Here is a 21108-nt window from a genome sequence, read left to right on the forward strand (position 1 = left end):
GCGCAATTCTACCCTTTGACACGAACCCACATTGGAAGTTCCAAAGCATCCCTGATTTTTGTTCCGGAAACAATGACGAAGGTCTGGCCTTTCAGTGCATTACTCCACTGCCTGACGTCGAACTCTCGTGGAACGCGTTCACCACACAAGACCAGCGCGCATTCATCACACCATCGATACCACGTCCAAGATCCCAGATAATTGTATCGCCATTCTCTAATTGGGCTCTGACATAACGATCGTGTAAGTCGCCACCTGAGCGCCGCGATTTCTGTGCGAGATGGAGGCGAACCGAGGCTAGCATACGCCGCCAGCGATCTTCGAGGTCTTGCCGCTGGTCATGCGTGCTCTCGGGCTCGCGAGTTTGCACAGAATCGGCGTCGAAGGTCACGATCTGGACTGCGGCGATCTCCGAAGCCAGCTGTGCGAGGCGGCTGATGAAATTGATGAGACGCCCGCGCGCCTGCTCGTCTGCGCAACAATAGGGATCTTGAATTTCGAGCCATCCAATTCGCGCATCGCGGACGTATTGCTCGAAAATTGTCCAGTCACGTTGGCCATATTGCTCAAACACGACACGCCGAACGTATTGCACACGCGCTTCGGCCGCTTCGACGGGTGTGCGTATTGAAAGTATCGGGCGCCGCTCTTGATGCTCGGCATCGCTGGACGCAACCTCTCCAGGCTCAGACAGCGCACCAGCAGAGACCGCGTCTTTAAAAGCCTGATCAACCGTGATCTCCGAATCCTGATCAAGCGGCCTACCATCCCGTGCGCTTTCGCGCGGGGTTTCGAAGGTAGGGGTGCCTGCACTGTCGCCAGCCGGTTTCTCAAGCGCAGGTGACACCACTTGAGGGCCAAGCGGGTCGGGAGACCCAGCTCTGTCACCTTGAAGGGAGCTTTCAATCTCCATTGGCGCCTCTTCGGCGGCAACAGCCGAACTGCGGATATCGCTGTTTGTTGTAGGGCGCCCATCGAGTACGTCGGAAAGCAGATCCTCTACGTCGCGATCGCTCTCCGGCGGCATCAGCAGACCCCGGCTCAGCGAACGCTTGCGCTCCATGAGGGCGTCGAGACGCTGGTCGAAGCTTGAAGAGCCAATGGCTTCGTCGGGGTGTACAGCCATCGGGATGTGGATGGTCACTGGCTTGGTCTGGCCGATCCGGTAGGCCCGATCCGTCGCCTGATCTTCAACCGCCGGATTCCACCAGCGAGACAGGTGGATCACATTGTTTGCAGCGGTTATGGTAAGCCCGACGCCGCCCGCCTTTGGAGAAAGGATGAGAACATCGAACGCGGCTTGAGAATTCTGGAAAGCAGCGACCATTTCCTGGCGCTTATGGCCCGCGACCTTCCCGCTGATGCACATCGGGCGGCGCTCGAGCGAGAAGCGTTCCTGAATTGCCATTGCGAGAAAAGCCTGCATCTCAAGATCTTCGCAGAATAGCAGAGCCTTTTCGCCGCGCTGCTTGACCTCCTCAAGGATCTCAAAGGTCTTCTTCAGGCGTGCAGATTGCCCGATGTAATCGTCGATGTTGGTAATTCCGCGCGGCGGCGACGGGTGGAGCGATGTACCGCGCAACATGTGCAGCACTTTGAGCATCGCTCCCTGTTCACCGCTTTCCCGCAGCGCTCGCGCTCGCGCGAGTACGAGGTCGTAAGCCTGCGCTTGTGAAGGCGGCATCTCGACCGGATATTTGCGCGCCCTTTTCTCCGGCAAACCGGTGAGAATTTCGTCCTTCATTCGACGCAGCATGAACGGTGGAAGTTCTTTGTCGCGATCGATGAGGCGGTGCTGGAGATCGCCAAGGCGCTCGAGATCGTTCGCGGGGAAGCTGTTCTCGAATTCCCGGCTTGAGCCGAGGAACCCTGGATAGACAGTATCGGCAATTGACCAGAGGTCCTGTAACCGGTTTTCGACCGGTGTGCCCGTCATAGCGATCTGGATTCTTCCATTCAGCGCCTTTGCGGCCCGCGTCATCTGGCTGGCAGGATTCTTGAGCTTCTGGATTTCGTCGTAGACGATGGCTGCAAACGGAACGCGCGCGAAGCTCATATGATAATCGCGCATCGTTTCGTAGGTCGTCAGGACAATTCCGGCGTCAGACCATTCGGATACATCGATACGCGAAGTTCCCCCGCGAATATCGCTCCCCGACCCAAGACGGAAATTGCGCAGGTTTGCGCCGAACGCCTCGACAACGGGCCCCATGAGCTCTTCTTCGATGTGCTGCGAAAGCTCGGCTTGCCAATTTCGCAGAAGACCTGTGGGCGCGACAATCAAGACGGGCTTCTGGTGAGGCGTTTTACTGCGCAGCCACAGCAGGAACATGAGCGCTTGGAAGGTCTTGCCGAGCCCCATATCGTCGGCAAGCAAGACGCCCGGCATTCGGCGCTCCCAGGCCTCGGCAAGCCAGGCGAACGCCTGCACCTGGTGAGGCTTGGGTTCTGATCTCAGTCCGTTGGGGAGCTCGGGAGCATCGAAATTCTGCACTTCGGCGTCGGGACGAGGCAGCCGCGCATAGTCCAGCTGCTCAAAATTCTCACCGACCTGAAGGAAGAAAATATCGACGCTATCGCGTTCGGTTCTGTCCGAGCCTGGTCCTCCGACCTCGAGAGCTATCTCACGTTCTAGGTCTGCGATTGCGCGTGCAGCCTGCAGTGTCGCGGGAGTGGCGGGGATGCTTCCGTCGCGCCAGGCGATCGTTTCCTGACCTGCGCCAATCGCAGTCTCGACTTCGCATACAATCGTCTCGGCTTCACCTGGAGCCAACTCGACATGACGCGCGTCGGGCGGATCCCCAATCCGCAAACCAAACCCTTCCGGCAGCCAACTGTTCGGCTGGGGTTTGATCCAAGGCAAGACGGGCTTTTGCCAGACCTCGATCCCGCTGACCCGTTCAGAGAATTGCTGCGTTTCAATGAAGAGGCGATCGGCCGCCTCGTCATCGCCTCCTGCATCGAGCTTGAGCTCTTCTCGCAGAACACGTTGCGGCGACCGCAGAAACTCACGCTTCTCCTGTGACGTGCCAGTCTGTTTGGCGCGCACGATGTCAAGTGCTTTGCCGAGAAGCGGATCAAGGAACAAAAGTGTGCCGTCGGAGAGCAGATAGCTTCGCCGCCCGCCCTCCTGCCCCTTGAACCGGCGCTGGAAATGCTGATTGTCCTGCGGCGTCAGAAGCGACGCTTCTTCTTCGTCGACCAGGTCACCCTCAGCGCTTTCGTTTTCGCTTCTAGAGAAGAGGACTGGGTCGAAGTCGAAACGCCCATGGTCGGTCTTTGCGCTCAGTGAAAAATTCGCGGCATAGGCAATCCGAACACGCTCGAGAAAGCCATCCGCCTGGATGCCGGTGCCGATGTCGTCTCCAAGCGTCGAACGAAGCTCGGCAAAAGCTGCGCGGCGCTGATCGGGATCAGCACCCGCGTTGACTGCAAGTGCGGACTGGAAGGCCGAGTAGATCGGCTCAGGAATTCTTCCGACACGCCCGCCTTCGCGCAGACGTGCACCAGCGATGTCCGCTCGAACTGGCAGGCCACCGCGGCGGACCCATTTCGTATCAACTTTGATTGTTCCTTCAGCGAGCGAACCTCCCGAGTTGAGCTGAAGGGTTATCGACGTAGCCGGAGGAAGACCGAGGGCAAAGGCGTCGGCCTCATCGAGCCGTGCAACGATCTGCGGTGGAAGAACTATGCCTTTCGCTTCCTCGCTAATCTGACCATCTTCATCGAGAGCTCGAGCCAGCGCCAGAGCGGCCTGCCCGGCTTCCGGGGCTGCTCTTGGCCACTCCGAGACCGGAATGATTTCGCTTGATGCTCGCCGGAAAAGCCCGCCTGGCTGTTCGCGGAGAAGTGCAATCGTCTCACCGCCGTCCTCGTTCTGTGTGGCAATGAACTTGGTTGTTACCATCGATCATTCCAGTTGCGGCCCCGGCCTCTCCCATGACGGGGATGGGCGATTGACGTCCGACGATGGATGATACCAGCGAACTTGCCTTCCCATCCAGGACTCGCAGGGACATGAGACTCATACTCAAAATCCGACCGTCCGCTGGTGGTTCGCAGCTTCCCGCCGTCGTAGACCTTTGCGTAGAGTTTCGGGGCTCCGGGATCGGTGTCACTCCAGAAGCGGCAGGATCCGTTATCGCTCCATTCCGATATGCGCAGGTCGCCAATCTGCATAATGATGGATGAAGATTGGGAGGGACCTCCTCGAATTTGACCGTATTCTGGTCGCTCGCCACTCTGGCGGATAAGAGAATCGATTTGGTGTTTCGCGCGTGATCCCAGCGCAGGCCAGGCGTCGGTGACCAACCCCTCATCGAGATATGCAATCCAAAACGCTTCACGTTGCTTCCACTGATCAGGTCGATCTGTCGTCTTAGCAATGGCGCGGAAGAACTCGCGCATCGCGACTTCAGTCAGCCAGCGCTTGAAAACCTGGGTAACCTCGCGCGCACGTTCTTTGCCAAAAGACTCTGCGAGCGAAGCCACAATCTGCTCCCAACGGTTCGATTTGAGTTGAAAGCGTGGATCACCGACTTGAATGAGCAGAAACTCAGAAATCGCCTTTCGATGTTCGGGCTCAGGTTTTGTGCTGATCCAGGGCTCGAGCAGAGCGCGGACAACCAGTTCCAACTGTCCTGCCTGCGCTTCTGTATCAAACATACGCAGGATACTGCGCTGCGGTCCGACTGCTTCGGCAGGCTGAAGCTCTGCGGTTGCTTTGCAGGTCTCGGCGAAAGTTGCCTGACCAAACCCGCTCGCGGCGAGGTTTGCGCCAAGGCCCGTCTCGCGCATCAGCGAGGCAATGCCGTCCGCATCGCGCGCGACAAATTCGCGAGCTACGTTCGCTGGGCCCAGATGTGGCTTGAACAAATCCCACCGTGCGCCACGCTCGCGCCACGCCCAGTCATGCCGACTGGCCGCACGGGAGGCAGCTTCTGCAAGCATTGGCATTATTGACCGGCCTGTCGGGAAATAGGTAAGGTAGCCATCGATCACGGCTTGGTCGGAGCTACGCCGATGATCACCATCGGCGCGCGCAAGTGCTGCTGCTCCCAAGTCATCAAATTCATCGTCACACCATACGCCGCGCAATACCCGGTTAAGTTGAAACCTGGGCAATCCCGCTGCGCCATTGGTGGCAGCTTTCCGAAGAAACGGCTTCAGCTCGACAATGGGTTCGGCTTCGCCGACGCTGGAATCAAGCTTTGCCAGCTGCCGCTGCAACTCAGGCTGCGTGGTCGGAGGCTTTGCCAGTCCGGCTGAAGCCAACGCTTCCATTCGGCCAATAGCAGACCGTAGATAAGTCACTGCTCCTGCCTCAGTATTTCAGTATCAAGTCCGGAGCTTGGCGTGGCCATGAGAAAACGAAGGTCGATGCGCCGATTTCGCTTCTTCGCTTCCTCCGAGTCACCCCGGTCCACAGGGCGATCGGGACCATAACCGCTCAGACTAAGGATCGGTGCCGATCCGTCTTCTTCCACCGGCCTGTTGAGGAAGCCGCGCAAGGCCGGTTGATTGCGTTGCAACATTGTGAAGGTCGTCTCTGCCCGACGAACCGAAAGTTCATAATTGTTCATGCCGCCGGACATCGGGTCGGAATCCGTGTGCCCTTCCACGAAAACGGCATCGATCAGGTGCGGTGATCGCTCACCGTCACACAAGTCGGATGTGGTGTAACAAGGCAGGACTTCGACCATTGCGCCGGCAATCTTGCTAATGGCTGCCTCCCCTCTGTCGGTGAGTTCCCACTGGCCTTTGTCGAACAGAACATCGTCGGGGAGCCGCAGAACTCCGGTCTTGGTGTCGATCTCAACCTGGAGCCCTCTGTCTTGGAGAGACTGCTGGAGATTGTCGAGTATCTCGGCGCGGGTCCTGTTCGCGCCGGTCAGTTCTTCTGTCTTGGTTTGCAGGTTGAGGGCAAAGTAGGCCAACAGGATGATGAAAATGAGGAGCAGGCCCACCATCATGTCGGTCATGGACATGAAATAGCTTTCGCCCTCCTCGGGCGGTTTTCGGCGAACCGCGCCCTCCATTAGTCAGCGGCTCCCTGGTTCTGCTTGGCGAGGATGTCTGCAAGCTCTTCGACGGTATCGCGCAAGGTCGTCAGGGGCTCGAGTGCACCGGCAAGCTGCGCCACACCGTCGCCGAGAGCCTTGTCGATTTGTCCTACACGCTCATTCAGGTTCGACGCGTGATTGCCAGCGGCATCCGTTATTTTCTCGATTGCATCGCCAAGAGCGCGGTCGACGTCTTCAAAACGCGCACGATACTCCGACCAGGCGGAAGAAGCGGCGTTTGCAGTCTCGCTAAGGGCAGCTGCAAGCTGGCGCATTTCGTCACGAGCACTTTCGGACGATTGCGCATTTCTCGACACAATCGCTTCCACCGAACTTACCGCTGCGGCGATGGCAACCGCCGATTGCCTTACGGGCCCAGTCGCCGCTTCAACGTCGTTGGCAACCGCTCCGAAAGCCGTTGCAAGATCGCTTGAACGCGCTGCAACCTGCTCGATGGCGCGCGCGTGGTCTCCGATCGCACCTTGTGCAGACGACAGACGGTCCGCAGATGAGGAAATCGCATCACTTGCGTCTTTCATGCTGCCAACCAGCGGACCGCCGGTCTGGTTGAACCGTTCTACAAACTCCGAGAAGGACGTTTCCATCGCTTCCTGGCCGATTCGTGCCGCATCATTCGCTGCCCGTGCAGAGGCCTCACCCATCTGACTGGCCGCCGAAGCGAGACCTGTCTTCATATCGTCGAGCGTAGAGCCGAGGTTGCTCAACAATTCGTCCATCCGCTGTCTGGCAAGCTCACTGGCTTGCTCGTTTTCCTCGCGCATGCGGTCCGCGACAACGCCAAAATTTCGATTGAGTTCACCAAATGCCGAACGCATCTCTTCCGAAGCCTGTCCGAAGCGCCTGACGGCTTCTTCGATCTGGCGGTCGGCTTCGCCGCTCTGCTTTTCGATGCGTTCAGACATCGTCGCCATCGAGACGGTCATGGCGCCGATGGCATCCGCGAGGCCGGCCATTTCGGCACCGGCGCTCGTCGCGATTGCATCGCGGACGGCTTCCCCTCCCCCGCCGCTAATCTTATCTATGCCCTGCTGGATCGACCCGAGGTGCGTGATCATGGGGGCCATCTGCTTTTCCAACGCTCCATCGAGCGCGGCAGCAAGCTGTTCCGAGAACGACCGGAGTGCCGGGGTTTGCTCCTTGAGCTGTGCCAGCTGATCGCTCGCGATCCGTTGCGGCGGCAAATAGGCCATCCCATGCTCAAGCTTGTCACACAGCATCGAGAGCCCATCGTTGATCCGCTTGCCGAAGCGATAATCGTAAGACCGCAGGATGATGGACGCCACGATACCCCCGACCGAGGCCCAGAACTTGGCCCCTGCGACTTTCATGAGATCATTCAGCCGCTCCTGCATTTCATCCACACCACCGCTAAAGTCGAGCGTGGAAAGTGCTGCAATGATGCCAAGGAACGTGATCAATAGACCGATGGCGATAAAGATATTCGCGAACCAGTTCAGTCCGCGATGACGATCACCTAGATTGACAAAAAAGTGTTCCGGACGTGCAGAGTTCTGGAGAATTTCAGCACTCGGATCGACGATGGTTTCGCGATATTCTTCCCAGGTTCTTCTAAGCGGCAAAGCCTCGGGATCGTTCGCCTCCATCATTTGAACATCGATATCGTTGAAGCGTCGTGCGAATTCGAGGCGCGCGTGATCAACATCCGCAGTGCTTCCGCCAGTTACCTCGTCGAGCAACCGGACTCTTGCTTCGATCGCGTGAGCGAGTGGTGCATGATATTGACGCTGGTATCTGTACGAGATGGCAAAGGCTGTTCCTACCAGGACAATGGCCAGGAACGCCGCCATCGCGTCGCCGATAAGCGGGATTTCAGTGAAAAAGTATATTAGCCCTTGGCCGAGCCATTCGGTAATTTCCACGCAAAACCCCCTGAACCAGCAGTCGCAGTGGCCCCCGGCCGTCGGTTCGAAAGCAGGCCTAGCTTTCCGACAGCAAACGCAAGGAATGCCCCAAGTCGGGAATGACGATAACGGCAATGCCAGCCCGCGCCAACCCAACTTCCTCTAAACGGGGAGAAAATCCTTCATGCGGGAGCTATTGCGGGACGGTATCGGTTTGCAGGTAACTCTCCACCTTCTCTATCGTCCGACGCCGCGGTCTGCGTCCTGCCCTCAAGTCAGCCACGAAACGCGGATCGCCTACGACGCGACGACCAAATCGTGTCGCCGACATATGCGATGCCTCGAGATGCTCCTCAATGCGCTCCAGCAGTTCCATGGCTCTCCTCGACTCACCCAAGACTTGCGTTCTTGTTATGTTCTTATTAGGAAGGTTCCATCGAGTCTAGGAGATTTCCTTCTCTCCTCAGACCCTCAGAAGGAACGACACGATGGAACATGTCAGAGAGGAGCTCGATCGCCTGATCCAGCAGCGACGGCTCGGATATTCTGAAATCTCGCGAATGATCGGACGCAATGCGTCCTACATCCAGCAATTCATCAAGCGCGGATCGCCGCGCAAGCTGGATGACGACGACCGGCGCATGCTTGCCAGCTTCTTCGGCGTCGACGAGCAGGTCCTCGGCGGCCCGGCCGCACCGGTCCGCGACGGGCTGATCGAAATCCCGATACTGAATGTTGATGCATCGGCGGGCTTTGGCGCGATTGCCGAAAGCGAGACGGCCTATACCCGTTTCGGCTTCGACGAGCGCTGGCTCGCGCGGCTGACCCGGGCAAAAGGCCCCAGCCTCTCGATCATTCATGTGCTGGGCGACTCCATGGAGCCGACACTCAGCGATGGTGACGAGGTGCTCGTCGATGCGTCCGATCAGGGTTCGCGCCTGCGCGATGGCATCTACGTTCTGCGTGCCGATGACACGCTGGTTGTCAAACGGGTGACGCTCAAGCCTGGTGGCCGCAAGCTCACTATCAGCAGCGACAATCCGGCTTATCCCAGCTGGGACGATGTCGACCGGTCCGGGATCCAGGTGGTCGGGCGGGTGATCTGGTTTGGCCGCGCGATCTAGTAGGTCAGACAAGCGTCAGATACCAACTTCGAACGGCTTAACCCTCTCTTTGGTGAGTTCGCGGGTGAGTTCGGGTTTCTCGCTGGCCGGTGACGAACCGGTATTGCCCTTGCCTGGTGTATGCCCCTTCGCCGCTGCCATCTTGAGCCGTTGCGTGACTTCAAGAGCCGACGCTTTCTCGCCGCTATTGGACTTGATGGCTCGGCCGAGTTTCTCTGCATTGTCCACGACAAGCGTCAGCCCATCCCGCAGCCGGGTGACGGTAACAAGAAAGGTCTGCTTGTTCGCGAGATTGCGTTCGCGGCTGTCCATCACCGCAATCCCGCGATCCGCCGTCAGTCCCTGCGCCATATGGGCATTCAGGGCATAAGCGAGGTCGACGCGTGCGAGCATCGGATCCTCGCGGCGCAGGCGAAGCACTTTGCCCTCTGAGGCTTCCACGGTGATGCCCTTGCCGTCGATCTGCGTGATCCTCGCCTGGCCGGCATTAAAGAGCCCGCGCTTGTGGTCATTGTCCGTCCAGCGGATTTTGTCCCCCTCGAACAGAGCCAGCTGCCGGCGCTCGAAGAGCGACAGCCGGTCGCCGTCCGCGCCCGGCCGCAGGCGTGCCGGCGTGAATGTGCGAAGCCGTCCCTTCTTGTCTTCGAGCACGATCCGCTTGCGCGCATGGTCGACAGTGTTGACGGTATAGTGCCCTTTGGAAAGCTTCTGCGTGCTGTCGCGTGAACGCAAATCGAGCACCATTCCGGGTTGATAGACGTGCAGGTGGCGCAGCTCCTCGCGGGTCGCATTCACCCGCGACAGGACAGTCAGCTGCGCAGCGCCCGGGCCCAGCTCGCCATTGGCCCTGAGGCCGCGCTGAACGGCCTCGTTAACCGCAGAGCGCAGCGCCCGGCCCGAGGCATAGATCGCCGTCCGCTCGCGATCCGCCGGGCCCAGCGACAACCATTGCTCGGCAGCCACGATTGCACTGTCCCCGCTGGTCTCAATGGTCGCAGGCGCAAGCGCTTTCAGTGCATCATCGATGCGCCCGTCCTGCGCGGCTGCCTGCGCGCGGCGCAGATCAGGATCGCGCCCGCGCAGATTGACGTCCATGATGGCGCGCGCGATTCCCGCCTGCTGGACAAGATCGAAGGGCTTGCCGGCATCGACGGCACCCAGCTGGCGTTTGTCGCCAACCAGAACGAGGCGATGGACTTCTGCAAGGTTCGCGAGGCGAACCAGCTTTGCCTTGTCCGCGTTCGACACCATCGATGCTTCATCGAGCACCAGCACATGATCGCCAAGCGCATCGCGCGCCGCGTTCACGAGCGCGGCATTGCCGGGCTCCTGCAAGAGCCTGCCCCACTGGGCCAGAAAGCGGGCAATCGTCATCGAACGGATGCCGGTGTCGCGCGCGAGCATCTGGACGAGCGTGTTCTGCACCGCGAGCCCCAGTACCTGTTTGCCCTCCTCGCGAAGCAGCTGCGCAACCGGCGTCAGCACACTGCTCTTGCCCGCCCCGGCAATGCCTTGGATCGCAACAATTCTGTCGCGCGAGGACAGGACTAGACTGGCCGCATTCTGCTGCCCCGCATTAAGGGCGAAGCCGTGATTGAGCGCGGCGACGGCCTGGACCCGCTCCTCGGCATCCTTGCGATCCAGAATGGGCGATACGGCTCCTCGCCCTAGATCGACATCGGCCAGAACAGAGCTCTCAAGATCAAGCGCCTCACGGCTTGCCAGCCAGCCCTGATGCTCGCCCTTGCCCCGCTCGAGCGCACCGCTTCTGAGCAGGGCGGCTACGCGCGTTTCGACATGCTTTACCGTCGTCGGAAGCCCAAAATCGAGCGCAGCCTTGAGCAATCCCTCGCGGGGGAACGCTGCCTCGCGCTGCGAGAGGTGGCGTACTGCGGAAGCGACTGCCTGCGCAGCGGCTATCGTAGGCGCGTCTTTCTTCAGCACATGGGCCGGGATAAGGGGGTCTCCCGGATCGCCTTTGATCCGCTGCGCAAACTCCCGCAGCTTGGCCATGCCGCGGTGGAGGAGGCTTTCCGCTTTTGCATCTGCGATGGTCCTGGCTGCTGCCCGCATCTGGGATGCATCGATCATACCCGGCAGATCAAGCCCGACCTCCCCTGCACTTTGTTGCCACTCCCCAAGGAGGCCTTCACGGTCCCTTACAGGTGCTTTGTTTTTCCGCGTAGCAAGCACGGCAACGTCACGCGCCTTCGGGGAGTTTTCGCCAAGGTGACGGACCGCATCAAGGACCTCTTCGCGGCGCGACGAGAACGCCCTGATCTGCTCGCGTGTGATGCCGGCGGCTTCAAAATTGCCGTGCTTGCCGACGGGACCGGCTTCGTAGCCCAGTTTTTCGACGTCCATGCGGAAGCGGGCCATGGTCATCGCGTTGAGCAGCGTGTTAAATGACCAGAGCTTATCATTGCGCAGCGCCCGCCACTTGCCGTCGGGACCTTGCGTGACGTTGGCGACAACCGCGTGAAAATGCAGGTTGGGCTCCTGGTTGCGATTGGTATCGTGCTGGAAGAGGCCGATTGTAAGGTTATCGGTCGCGACCTTCCCGTACCCCTCCTTGCTGCCCATCCGGGTCTGTGCCGCGTTGGTCTCGGCCCAGCGCAATGTCTCGACCACTGCTTCTCGGTAGGCTTCGATTATCCGCTTGTCTCCGCCAACAAGCGCAAGGAGCGACCAGCTCTTCGGGAGCGAGAAGGTGAGGTCGGTTCCGGGCCTGTGGGACTGGCCAGCGTTACCAACCTGGATGCCGCCGGGCAGTTCTCCGCGCAGCAAGGCGTCGAACTGCTCCGCATTGACGCTGCCCTCAAGGCCAAGTCGCTCGGCTCCTTTGCCGGTCCAGGTTCCCGAGCGATCGGCATCAGCGCCGGTGTAGTAATTGTCGGCGGCAAAGTAGGCCGCTGCAGCCGAAGGGGAGCGCACATTGGCAACGGAAAGCATCGTCTCTGATCCTCGTCACGGCTCCCCTCCGGGCCGAAAAATCCCTTCCCTTGTTCACGTCACATATCGGGCTCAAACTCTCCCAAATCCTTCGCAGGCGGATCGCTTACAGCGCCTTCTCGCAGATCCCTTTCGGCCGGCTTGATGGACCGGCGCTCACTCTCGCGTGATCGTTCCTGGGCTGGAGGAAGAGCCTTGTCGGGGTTTTGATCGCTGGCAGATCCGGGCTCAGCCAGGTCCTTTTTACCAGCCTCGACCAGAGAGTTATCGCCCGTTTGCACGGCAGATGGTGGCAGCGTCGCAGACGCGTCAACGACTGCATTGCCGCCAGCTCTGGACCTGGCCTCTCCGGCCTGACGCCATGCCTCCAACTGCTCGCGGGAATCCGCTTGCTGATGATCTCGCGCCTCAGCAACGGGACTATCTGGTCCTGACAAACTGAGGTTGAGCTGCTTGGGATCGACAGGCTTTCCAGCACCATCGTCATTAGACGCAGGATGCTCACCATCCGTTTTGGAGCGGGCCTTTCGCATCTTCGCCGAAGCGGTGCCCGAACCCTTTGCGCTCTTCGCAGACGGTTTCTCGCGCGGAATGAAACCCTCGGCAATACGATCGCGCGAACGGGGTATGAGCGATACCGGGGCGGCAGGGAACCCGTCAGGAAACTTGATATAGGCTGAGAGCCTGGGAAGGTTCATGAACTGGTCCGGGAGGAGCAGAGGCTCGACCTGCCGCCTCGGTGTCAGGCTGACTGCGTCGCGGGCATTGTTGTAGCCGTAGCTATAGCCCTCTTCCATATCGCGCACCTGCCGGTGACCGATGAAATCGGAGCACCATGTCGCAGTCTCGCGGTCGGCTGTTGCCAGGATAAGCTTGGTCCGCGCAAGCGAAGACAAGGTCATGGCCATGTTCTCGCCATAGACTTCCTTGAGCTTGGCAAACGCATGCACCCCGGTGATGATCGCACCGCCGAAATTGCGTGCGGTCTGCAGCCCCTTTTCGAGGGCAGGCAGCCGATGCAGGGCACCGAGCTCGTCGATCAGGAACCACATTCTGAGGTCCTGCGTGCGCTCAAGCGTCATCAGCGTGTTCATCGCCGTATCGAGCCAAAGCGTGAGCAATTGCGATGAGATGCTCATGTCGACATAGCGCGCGGAGAGGAACAGGATCGAACCCGTTTCGCAGTCACCTTTGACCCAGTCGCGGACCGAAAAGCGTGGCCCTTCCGAGGGCAACAGCTTGAGCACTTTCGCGTTCGCATTGAACACCGCACGGATCGATTCTGCCATGCGGGCAGCCTCGGGAGCGGTGAGCGGGTCGGCCATTGTCCCGCGCATCAGCTTGTGCACCTCGGCCAGATCCGCCGTCATCAGTTTCTGTGCGAGGGCCTCGTTGGTTGCGGCACCATTGCGTGAGAGATGAAGGCACATCTCGACAAACAGCATCCGCGCCGCAAGCACCCAGAACTGTTCCGATCCGCCGCCATCATGAGGCACCAGCGCCTCGGCTGCGGCATGGAATTCGGCCTCGTTCGAGCAGTCGTTGAACACGCTCCAAAGCGGACAACGCGCATCGATGGGGTTGAGAATAATGTCGCGTGCCGGATCGTAATAGGCCTCGATAAAAGCACCGGTGAGATCGAAGATCACCGCGCGCTGGCCGCGCGCCCGGGCCTCGGTCACGAGCTCTGTCAACGCGACCGTCTTACCGGTTCCGGTCGTGCCAATGAGCATGGTGTGGCTCTGCTCGAGCCGCCATGGCCAGCTCACGCCAGCAAGATGCGCGGGCGCGTAATGACCTGCTTCTGCAAGTGCAGAAGAGCTTGCCAGCCGCCATTTCCAACCGAACTTTTGCCCGAGCTCTTCGGCACGACGCTTGGCGTTATAGCGTTCGATTTCGTCCTCGAGGTCATCGAGCGAAACCAGCATGGCTCCGCGCTCGTGCTTACGTTCTTTTGACTTTCCTCCGAAGCGCTCGGCGAACCACCAGAAGAACACGAAAGCCGGACCGAGAAGAACTGCAGAGGTAAGCAAACCCTGCTTTGCTGCCGTTCGGAATGCGTCCATCGCGGCGATCATGGGCGGGAAGTCGCGGACCACCGCGAATGGGAGACCAACCTTCTCTCCGTCGGCCAACGTAAGGTTGACCAGTTTTGCCGGATCAAACTCCATAAAGGCGTAGAGGCTGGCATAGACATGCATCCAGACCAGGTAGAACTGGTTATCGCTCAGGGTCGTTCGCACTTCCCAGTAACAAGTACCAAGAACGACAAGCGCAGTGACGATTGCGGGGCCCTTCAAGCCCGCTGCAAACATGAAGGCAAAGTGCCCAAGCAACTGGCTTCCGCGGGTGAAGTTGAGAAGGTTATGCTTCATGGGAACTGCCCCCCATGTTGGTGCGCAACGGCAGGCCAAGCCGTTCAAGACGGCGGCGGTAAGCCTCGTGGGTCCGGTCCCGCAATGTCGGGTCCGGATGACCGGCAAGCAGGGCATCGAGAGCCACGGAAATGAAGACGTTTTGCCGCGCCGGATCGAGTGCTGGAGGCCTGTCCTTCGGCTGGTTATCGCGGTGCCAGGCCGCAACAATGAGGTCGCGGATGAAGACGCTCACACTCTCGCCCTGATCCGCAGCACACTGGCGAACCCAGTTGCCGACAGGAGGCGATACAAATGTCTGGAGCCGATCTTGTCGGGTCATGAAACAGGTTCCTTGTCGGGCCGACGGAACCTGGCTCACCTTGCGGAAGGTGAGGATGAGAATAAATCGTGAACAACTCACAGTCAATGGAAACTTTAGGACATGATTACAATGTTCTATGCCGATGTGAGTTGTGCACGGATCAGCGCAAACCCGCTCGACCCGCAGACGGGTTGTTTCCGCCCAAAACGGGATTTCTCAATACATTCCGAATGATACTTCCCGAATTCGCGGGGTAGGGTGTGCTCCCTGTTCCCCTATGCGCAGGATCGAACCAGTAACTCCGGGGTCCTTGCTGCTGATGCCTTTTGCCCATGTCCCGAACGGAGCGCGAGCAGCGGTCATACGGCACGTTTTCGCAAGCAATTCGGCCGAACAACGACGCTACCAGGAAGAGACAGCACCTGCGAAGGAGGCAGCGGCCAAGGGCGCGTGGGCAGCAAGGCCCGCGGGAGCTGTCGCGGCCGCCGCTTCCCGCCGCCCGACCCGTTGCCGGTGCGCAAGTGCTTGCGGGGCCCAAGAGCCCATCAGGCCGCTCCCTCAGGAGCGCATCGTCAGATGCGCGGGACAGAGAGCGTCCGCAGCCCCGCTCAATTCTTCGGGCGCCGCCGCATTGCGGCGCGCGCCCGTCAGCACGTCCGAAAGAGGGTATGACCAACCCGCTCCGCATATACGGCGAACAAGAAAATAGGGCGAGAACCGGCACCGGTTCCCGCCCTGTCGAAAGCGTCAGAATTCGTCGAGCATACCCCCGTGGACGGTATGGACGACGCGGCCTGCAAGATGCGCCGGCAGGGCGTTGTAGTCACCCTCGTCGATGGCGAAATACCCGAGCTGATCATCCTCGATGACGTGCTGATCAAAGAAGCTGTGCAATGCTCTGCGTTCAGCGGTTTCCAAAGCCTCGAAGTAGCTCCGGGACGGCACGGCGTAACGTTTGGCATAAGTCATGATAATCCTCCTGATTTCTGTCGTGAGACGACAGGAGGCGTGCGTGATGGTGTTGGGGCTGCCGGGTCACAGGATCGCCCGTTCGGGCGACCGCGTCAGCGGCGGCGGGGGAAACGATTTTGTTCGACGCCGGATGCAATCCGGTGGCGGGCAAAATGGTGGGGCCCCGCGCGTCCTTGATGCGGCGGACACAAGGCCATCATACTGGGACAAGTGTGAGCAAGGACCCTCCCCCTCCCGCCCAGTGCGCAAAATTTGGCAGACGGGCACAAGCAGGCTTTCCTACACCCCGTCGATGCGCACATGATGGTCCTCGGGAGGCTTTGAAGGGGGAAGGAAAGGACCACAGACATGCCCCGAAACAAGAGCGCGATTGCTGCCCTGCAAAAGCTCGAAGCGGACCGCAAAGCGCTGGATACAAGGCAGCGGCAACTCGAAGCCGAAGCAGCCAGAGAACTTGGCGAAATCATCCTCGGGAGCGGCCTTGAAACCTTTTCGAAGAAAGGTCTGAGGCAGGTCGCCGAAGCGCTCGGCAAGCTGGGTGAAGCGGCCGCAACGCAAAGACTGGCAGAAGCCGCGAGCGACCGAAACGCAAAACCCTCTCTGCAAGCGCGGTAGTCACAGCAGAAGAGGCCCCTGCCGCTTGCGGCAGGGGCCTCTTCCTCGTGGCAGCGGTGCTGTGAAGGTCACTCGATCTCGGGAGCGTCCTGGTTCTCCTGATCGTCAGAACCATTGGCGCGGGAGAGGAAGTCGACCTTGTCGGCGAGGATCTCGCAGCCGTAACGCTTGACGCCATCCTGATCTTCCCACTGGGTGTAGTGAAGACGGCCCTGCACCGAGACCAGTTGGCCCTTGGAGCAATATTGGCCAACGGTTTTGGCGAGGCCGTTGAAGCAGGTCACCCGGTGGAATTCGCTGTCCTTCGCGGTGTAGCCGTTTTCATCCTTGTAGGTCTTGCCATCCTTGTCGCGTGCGGGGCGATCGGTGACGACGGTAATGCCGGTAACGTTGGTTCCACCCTGGGTCGTGCGGACATCAGGCTTGCGGGCAACGCGGCCAGTGAGGATAACGAGATTGGTCATGGTAATTCTCCTTCAGGTCTCAAACCGGAAGGCATTTCCGGCTTGCGAACGTCGAAGAGAAACAGGGCATGGGAGGACTGCACCGCAGGCCCGTAGGGACTAAGGGAAACCTGTTCCTTGTCGGGTGGTGCGGGCAGCCTGCGCAGCAGGCAACACGGCCGGCAAGGAACAGGTTGCTGTCCTTCGCTGACCTGGTTCAGACAGGTTCGCAACAAAGCCGGATTGGCATTCGGTCGGGAATGAAGGTGATCCGCAGATCCAACGCTTCCTTACCCCTCTGCATCGCCTTCGCTTGCCGCGAGCAGATCCATGAAGCTGCGGGCAGCGTCCCGGTCTTCCTCACTCTCGAACGCGACATCAAGGTCAGGGGCGGACCCGAACATGTGGAGGAGCGACCACAGAGCAAAGCGCTTACCCCGGTCTTCCTCAAGGCCGAGATCGACCCGGCAATGCTCGATGCCGGCTGCCAAAGTGTCGGGCGCCGCCCCAGAGAGGTCGGTTGTAGCGAAATAGCGGCGGAGCAGATCGTCCAGTTGCATGCCTGAAGCATAGCCGGGTTGACGCCGGATGCACATCCAGGGAATTCAGAACCAGATGATGAAAGGCCCATCAGGACCCGGGAGAGGTGCCCAACGGGCCACGGCGATCAACCACAGTGATCCGGCGCGCCTTGGCATCAATCACGAGCCGTTCGGTCACGCCATTGCCCGGAAAGGCAACAACGTAGCGCGGATTGAGGGAGAGCATCTGCTCGTTGCGCTTGAATCCTGCACGCGCCCCGAGACGGCGATCGAGCGAATAGGTCAGCTGCTGGACCTCGCGGCGTTCAGCCCAGCTCGCAGCCAAGCGATCGGCACCTTTGCCGTCGCCGCCATGGACAAGGAAGAGATCAGGAACAACATCGCGGACCTTGTCGAGGGTCGCCCAGATATTGTCGGCATAAGCACGCGCATCCTCGGCACTTTCGAAGCTCGGGCGACCCCCGGCAAAGAGGACCGGAGTGCCTTCGGGGATCAGGGCAAGTCGACGATTTTCCGTGCGAGCGCGGAGGAAGTCGCGGGCATCGATCACGGCCGAAGTGAGGTGGCGCGAATGGCTCGTGCGCGAGCCGGAAACAGGCTTCCATGAGGAGCCGGTCTCGTCGCGATAGAGTGCTGCTGCGGCCTCGCGCATCTGTTCAAAAGCCAACATGCTGGCTTCGGCAGCCTGCGCGCGTTCAATCTGTTCTTCCAGATTGCTCGAATGCACTTCGGAACCATCGGAAGATGCGAGGAGGACGCGTATCTCGTCGCTGGCCCGGTCCAGCTGAGCCGATTTGCGGCTGGCAGCACGGTGGAACAGATTGACCACGCCCCACGCAATATCCTCGGCATCGGCTTCCAAGGCTGTGTCGGAAAAGATCGCGAAAAGGTCGGACCAAATTGCGGTGAGCGTCTGGTCGATCGCGTCTTCGCAGGGAAAGTCGGTCTGGCTGAAAGGAGCGGATTTGATGCTGAGGCCTGACAGGTCGAGGCCGCTCAACTGGTCGATGAAGCTGTCGTACATAGGGTGTCTCCTGATCTGATCGCGCGGACAAGAAGAGGAGGCATCATTGCCTCGGCTCTGTCCGCCGGAGTCCGATCAGGGCCGGAGCAAGGGGTGAGACGCACCGCGTAGCGGGAAACCTGCGGCCCTAGGCTGGCGCGGGCAACACGGGCCGACGGGTCGCAGGTTGCGGCGCGCCCCGACCGGCCCAAGGGCCTCTCCCGGCGGACAGGGACAAGGAAGGATCAGGACCTTGTGTCACCGGCGGATCGGGAGCGCTCGAAGATCGCTTCGCCATTCGAGAAGCGACCTATCATGCGCAGCTCACCAAACAGATCGATGAACCTTCCCGACACCTGGGCGAGCCAGTGCTGTGCCCTCGCCGTTCTTGGTATGCAGAGATCAGCTTCCCAATACCCGGGATCATCGCGCTCGGCGATCCAGATCGCGGCGAGCCCGCAATAGGTCGATATGCCGCAATCGGCGAACGCGTTGCGCAAGAAGATGCGGTCCTCGCGCCCGCGCCATCCATCGAAACGCTCGAAGGATGGAAAGGCCGTTTTCGCGGTATCGATGATCTCGTCGACGAGGCACTCATAGGCCCAGTCGAAATCTTCGTCTTCGCTGCCATCAAGCAGACGAAAGGCCACCACGGAGCCGGTCGGATAACTGACGGAGCGTCCCATCTACAGTCTCCTGCTCAAGCCGCATCAGCGAGATCGAAATCGCTCTCGCTTTCACGGGATTGGTGACCCCCAAGGTCAAGCAACAGGCTGGCCGCTTCCTCGGCCTTGGCCGCAGCCGTCAGGATCGCGCGCTCGTCCGATTTGAGGATCTTGAGCCAAGATGCGATGTAGCTCGCGTGATGGTCGAGGTGGGTGACCGGAAGACCCAGTTCGGCCCCAAGAATGGCCGAAGAGAGTTCAGCGACCAGTTCCTCAGCGGCATAGGCGTCGCTGCCAAACCGGTTCTTGAGATCTCGATCGAGCCGCGAAGAATGTCCGGTCCAGTGCGACAACTCGTGCGCGAGCGTCGCGTAGTAGTGGTCATAGGCTGCAAAGAGCTCGGCTGGCGGCATGGTGACGCGGTCACGCAGCGGCTCATAATAGGCTTGCGCGCCATGATGGCGCAGATCTGCGCCGATGCGCGCAAAAAAGGCATCAAGACGGTCTGCGCGTCCTTCGGGCTCAATCGCTGCGACCAACGGCTTGGGATGATAGAACGCAGGGAGACCGTCGCACTGGTCGGCATTGAACACGGCATAGGCCTTGAGCACGCGCCGGTTCTCGATATCTACTTCGCGTGCGGCGCTTTCGACCTCCTTGGTGTAACTCTTGTAGAAGATCGCAATGGTCGATTTCTCACCCTTGCGGACCTGTCCACCGAGCTTCTGGCACTGGTGGTAGGTCATCCAGTAAGGCGAGGCGTAGCCGCAGCCATCGGCTACCAGCCACAACCAGAATGTGTTCATGCCGCGATAGGGCGTGCCGCAGGAACGCAAGGGCCGTGAAACGGGCACGCCGCGCCACGGTTTGACCCAGGGCTTAGTTCCTTGCTCGAGCTTTTCGATAATGGCGGCGGTGATGCGCTGGGCCGGCGAAACTGAAGCAGCGCGACGGGAGTTGGTCATGGGAGGTCTCCTGATCGCCGGGACGGACATGTCCCGGTTCAGGAAAAGCAAAGCTCCCTCCCCTCTCGTTTGCTGATGACAGCTTTGCGCCCTCATCTCAGACGTTGTGCACCGAAGACTAGTCGCCCAGTAGCCGACGCTCACGCTACCGCTGCGCCCCCTTATTGGTTGGCCGACGAACGGCGACGGGTGCTGACCTGATGTCCTCGGCAGCGCCAATTTCGGAGGTGAGCTATTGCAACAAGCAATGCTCCGGCTGTGGTCACTGCAACCTCTGCAATTTCTCTTTCAGTGAAAATGCCTGCCGACATGAGGGCGAGGCCGACAACGCCGAGACCCAAGGAAACTTTCGTGCGCGTATATCGCTTTGAGGCTCTCCACAGAACGATCCCGCTGAAAGGCAATGCCATCGCCAGCAGCCAGACATGCAAATCCTCGGGCAACGCCAACCAACTCGACCAAGCTGGAGCAAGTGCGATAATCAGAGGTAGCAGCAGACAGTGCAGAATGCACAAGCCCGAAATCCCGACGCCAACGCCGTCGAGCCAAGAGCTCGATGTTTGCTGCGTCATGATCGGCATTCATCGTCGCTGGCGAACATCTTTGTATCGATAACGAGCACGAGCCGCTTGATCCCCAGATCGCCTGCCGACGGTGAGCGGTGGTAGCACGGTGCGTGGCCGTTTCCATATCGCCGTCCCTTGAAAACTCCGACATGCCCTGTCGGTACATCGAGCAAAATCTGAGCCTGAGGATTGTTATCGGTCGGAATCTGCGTTCCCGGCCCGGCATAGGTCGTTATCAGACGCAAATCAGTATAGTCGGCATGCAGCTTACGGCACGAATTCGTGGTGATCTGCTCGAGCCGGATCCTCACATGATCCGAAGTAGCCAGCTGGGCAAACCGGGTTGCGAGACCTTCAATATCGCGGAAGATCGCTTCTGGAAGATCGCGGATTTGCGAGAGCGCAACCGGAACGCGGCCTTCGGCGATACGAGAGAACGGGGGCAACTCCAGCAACATTTGTGCAGCTTGGCAAAACTGCGATGAGTCTCGCGGCTCGATTACCAGATACGTGTTCCCGTCTGCAATCTTGTCCCAGTGGCGGTTGAATGCGCTCAACGGGTCTTCGCACAGGTCTGACGCGGAAGTTTGGGGCACGTGTCGTTCGGCGACAATGGTCATGAGCAAAACTGCTTTCT

At 59.8% G+C, this 21108-nt stretch carries 17 protein-coding genes; 2 read left to right on the forward strand and 15 right to left on the reverse strand.

The features are described 5' to 3' along the window. Nucleotides 1-91: 91 nt before the first annotated feature. Genes GC121_RS03185 through zorA form a run of 4 tightly spaced genes read right to left on the reverse strand, consistent with a single transcriptional unit; the run spans nucleotide 92 to nucleotide 7963 of the window. Nucleotides 92-3907, reverse strand: coding sequence for a DEAD/DEAH box helicase (locus GC121_RS03185; RefSeq protein WP_151972727.1), 3816 nt, complete (start codon nucleotides 3905-3907; stop codon nucleotides 92-94). Beyond that, entirely contained in the window at nucleotides 3901-5283 is a 1383-nt protein-coding gene (locus GC121_RS03190) for an EH signature domain-containing protein (RefSeq protein WP_151972728.1), read from the reverse strand. Before GC121_RS03190 ends, GC121_RS03185 begins: the two co-directional genes overlap by 7 nt. A gap of 26 nt (nucleotides 5284-5309) precedes the next feature. Beyond that, a complete protein-coding gene (locus GC121_RS03195; RefSeq protein ID WP_151972729.1) occupies nucleotides 5310-6038 on the reverse strand; it encodes an OmpA family protein in 729 nt (242 codons plus the stop codon). Continuing rightward, the gene (gene zorA / locus GC121_RS03200) at nucleotides 6038-7963 is read right to left on the reverse strand and encodes an anti-phage ZorAB system protein ZorA (protein WP_151972730.1); all 1926 of its coding nucleotides are present in this window, start codon (nucleotides 7961-7963) and stop codon (nucleotides 6038-6040) included. Before zorA ends, GC121_RS03195 begins: the two co-directional genes overlap by 1 nt. A 470-nt stretch (nucleotides 7964-8433) precedes the next feature. On the opposite strand from zorA, the gene GC121_RS03210 reads away from it, so the two are divergent. Next, complete coding sequence (locus GC121_RS03210; RefSeq protein ID WP_151972732.1) at nucleotides 8434-9069, forward strand: S24 family peptidase; 636 nt, start codon at nucleotides 8434-8436, stop codon at nucleotides 9067-9069. 15 nt (nucleotides 9070-9084) lie between these two features. Here GC121_RS03210 and mobF read toward each other — a convergent pair whose 3' ends face one another. The 4 genes from mobF to GC121_RS03230 all read right to left on the reverse strand — a co-directional run bounded on the left by mobF (nucleotide 9085) and on the right by GC121_RS03230 (nucleotide 15669). Further along, nucleotides 9085-12021 (reverse strand): MobF family relaxase, encoded by a 2937-nt coding sequence (gene mobF / locus GC121_RS03215; protein ID WP_151972733.1) that lies wholly within the window; start codon nucleotides 12019-12021, stop codon nucleotides 9085-9087. Between the two features lie 59 nt (nucleotides 12022-12080). Next, nucleotides 12081-14396 carry a type IV secretion system DNA-binding domain-containing protein gene (locus GC121_RS03220; protein ID WP_151972734.1) on the reverse strand — a complete coding sequence of 772 codons (2316 nt, stop codon included), beginning with the start codon at nucleotides 14394-14396 and terminating at the stop codon, nucleotides 12081-12083. Further along, nucleotides 14386-14718 carry a hypothetical protein gene (locus tag GC121_RS03225; protein WP_151972735.1) on the reverse strand — a complete coding sequence of 111 codons (333 nt, stop codon included), beginning with the start codon at nucleotides 14716-14718 and terminating at the stop codon, nucleotides 14386-14388. The genes GC121_RS03220 and GC121_RS03225 overlap by 11 nt, the downstream gene beginning before the upstream one ends. Nucleotides 14719-15447: 729 nt before the next feature. Further along, nucleotides 15448-15669 carry a hypothetical protein gene (locus GC121_RS03230; protein ID WP_151972736.1) on the reverse strand — a complete coding sequence of 74 codons (222 nt, stop codon included), beginning with the start codon at nucleotides 15667-15669 and terminating at the stop codon, nucleotides 15448-15450. Between the two features lie 351 nt (nucleotides 15670-16020). Here GC121_RS03230 and GC121_RS15650 point away from each other — a divergent pair, with 351 nt between their 5' ends. Next, complete coding sequence (locus GC121_RS15650; RefSeq protein ID WP_151972737.1) at nucleotides 16021-16287, forward strand: DUF6437 family protein; 267 nt, start codon at nucleotides 16021-16023, stop codon at nucleotides 16285-16287. Nucleotides 16288-16355: 68 nt separating this feature from the next. Here GC121_RS15650 and GC121_RS03240 read toward each other — a convergent pair whose 3' ends face one another. The 7 genes from GC121_RS03240 to GC121_RS03270 all read right to left on the reverse strand — a co-directional run bounded on the left by GC121_RS03240 (nucleotide 16356) and on the right by GC121_RS03270 (nucleotide 21091). After that, entirely contained in the window at nucleotides 16356-16751 is a 396-nt protein-coding gene (locus GC121_RS03240) for a single-stranded DNA-binding protein (RefSeq protein WP_151972738.1), read from the reverse strand. A 269-nt stretch (nucleotides 16752-17020) separates the two neighbouring features. Beyond that, nucleotides 17021-17290, reverse strand: coding sequence for a hypothetical protein (locus tag GC121_RS03245; RefSeq protein WP_151972739.1), 270 nt, complete (start codon nucleotides 17288-17290; stop codon nucleotides 17021-17023). A gap of 70 nt (nucleotides 17291-17360) precedes the next feature. After that, nucleotides 17361-18296: a DUF2493 domain-containing protein gene (locus tag GC121_RS03250; protein ID WP_151972740.1), complete on the reverse strand. Its 936-nt coding sequence runs from the start codon at nucleotides 18294-18296 to the stop codon at nucleotides 17361-17363. A gap of 224 nt (nucleotides 18297-18520) precedes the next feature. Next, complete coding sequence (locus GC121_RS03255) at nucleotides 18521-18961, reverse strand: hypothetical protein (RefSeq protein ID WP_151972741.1); 441 nt, start codon at nucleotides 18959-18961, stop codon at nucleotides 18521-18523. A gap of 14 nt (nucleotides 18962-18975) precedes the next feature. After that, a complete protein-coding gene (locus GC121_RS03260; protein ID WP_151972742.1) occupies nucleotides 18976-19905 on the reverse strand; it encodes an ArdC family protein in 930 nt (309 codons plus the stop codon). Nucleotides 19906-20066: 161 nt separating this feature from the next. Beyond that, the gene (locus GC121_RS03265) at nucleotides 20067-20477 is read right to left on the reverse strand and encodes a MerC domain-containing protein (protein ID WP_199857725.1); all 411 of its coding nucleotides are present in this window, start codon (nucleotides 20475-20477) and stop codon (nucleotides 20067-20069) included. After that, a complete protein-coding gene (locus GC121_RS03270) occupies nucleotides 20474-21091 on the reverse strand; it encodes a DUF1826 domain-containing protein (protein WP_234421092.1) in 618 nt (205 codons plus the stop codon). The genes GC121_RS03265 and GC121_RS03270 overlap by 4 nt, the downstream gene beginning before the upstream one ends. Between the last annotated feature and the right edge of the window lie 17 nt (nucleotides 21092-21108).

Origin of the sequence: Erythrobacter sp. EC-HK427 (assembly GCF_902498745.1) — a bacterium.
Lineage (GTDB): Bacteria > Pseudomonadota > Alphaproteobacteria > Sphingomonadales > Sphingomonadaceae > Alteraurantiacibacter.

What these genes read in the sequence shown, in the direction of transcription:
- GC121_RS03185 (WP_151972727.1), bottom strand. Translation starts at nt 3,907, where the DNA reads ATGGTAACAACCAAGTTCATTGCCACACAGAACGAGGACGGCGGTGAG.
- GC121_RS03190 (WP_151972728.1), bottom strand. Translation starts at nt 5,283, where the DNA reads ATGGAAGCGTTGGCTTCAGCCGGACTGGCAAAGCCTCCGACCACGCAG.
- GC121_RS03195 (WP_151972729.1), bottom strand. Translation starts at nt 6,038, where the DNA reads ATGGAGGGCGCGGTTCGCCGAAAACCGCCCGAGGAGGGCGAAAGCTAT.
- GC121_RS03210 (WP_151972732.1), top strand. Translation starts at nt 8,434, where the DNA reads ATGGAACATGTCAGAGAGGAGCTCGATCGCCTGATCCAGCAGCGACGG.
- mobF (WP_151972733.1), bottom strand. Translation starts at nt 12,021, where the DNA reads ATGCTTTCCGTTGCCAATGTGCGCTCCCCTTCGGCTGCAGCGGCCTAC.
- GC121_RS03220 (WP_151972734.1), bottom strand. Translation starts at nt 14,396, where the DNA reads ATGAAGCATAACCTTCTCAACTTCACCCGCGGAAGCCAGTTGCTTGGG.
- GC121_RS03225 (WP_151972735.1), bottom strand. Translation starts at nt 14,718, where the DNA reads ATGACCCGACAAGATCGGCTCCAGACATTTGTATCGCCTCCTGTCGGC.
- GC121_RS03230 (WP_151972736.1), bottom strand. Translation starts at nt 15,669, where the DNA reads ATGACTTATGCCAAACGTTACGCCGTGCCGTCCCGGAGCTACTTCGAG.
- GC121_RS15650 (WP_151972737.1), top strand. Translation starts at nt 16,021, where the DNA reads ATGCCCCGAAACAAGAGCGCGATTGCTGCCCTGCAAAAGCTCGAAGCG.
- GC121_RS03240 (WP_151972738.1), bottom strand. Translation starts at nt 16,751, where the DNA reads ATGACCAATCTCGTTATCCTCACTGGCCGCGTTGCCCGCAAGCCTGAT.
- GC121_RS03245 (WP_151972739.1), bottom strand. Translation starts at nt 17,290, where the DNA reads ATGCAACTGGACGATCTGCTCCGCCGCTATTTCGCTACAACCGACCTC.
- GC121_RS03250 (WP_151972740.1), bottom strand. Translation starts at nt 18,296, where the DNA reads ATGTACGACAGCTTCATCGACCAGTTGAGCGGCCTCGACCTGTCAGGC.
- GC121_RS03255 (WP_151972741.1), bottom strand. Translation starts at nt 18,961, where the DNA reads ATGGGACGCTCCGTCAGTTATCCGACCGGCTCCGTGGTGGCCTTTCGT.
- GC121_RS03260 (WP_151972742.1), bottom strand. Translation starts at nt 19,905, where the DNA reads ATGACCAACTCCCGTCGCGCTGCTTCAGTTTCGCCGGCCCAGCGCATC.
- GC121_RS03265 (WP_199857725.1), bottom strand. Translation starts at nt 20,477, where the DNA reads ATGACGCAGCAAACATCGAGCTCTTGGCTCGACGGCGTTGGCGTCGGG.
- GC121_RS03270 (WP_234421092.1), bottom strand. Translation starts at nt 21,091, where the DNA reads ATGACCATTGTCGCCGAACGACACGTGCCCCAAACTTCCGCGTCAGAC.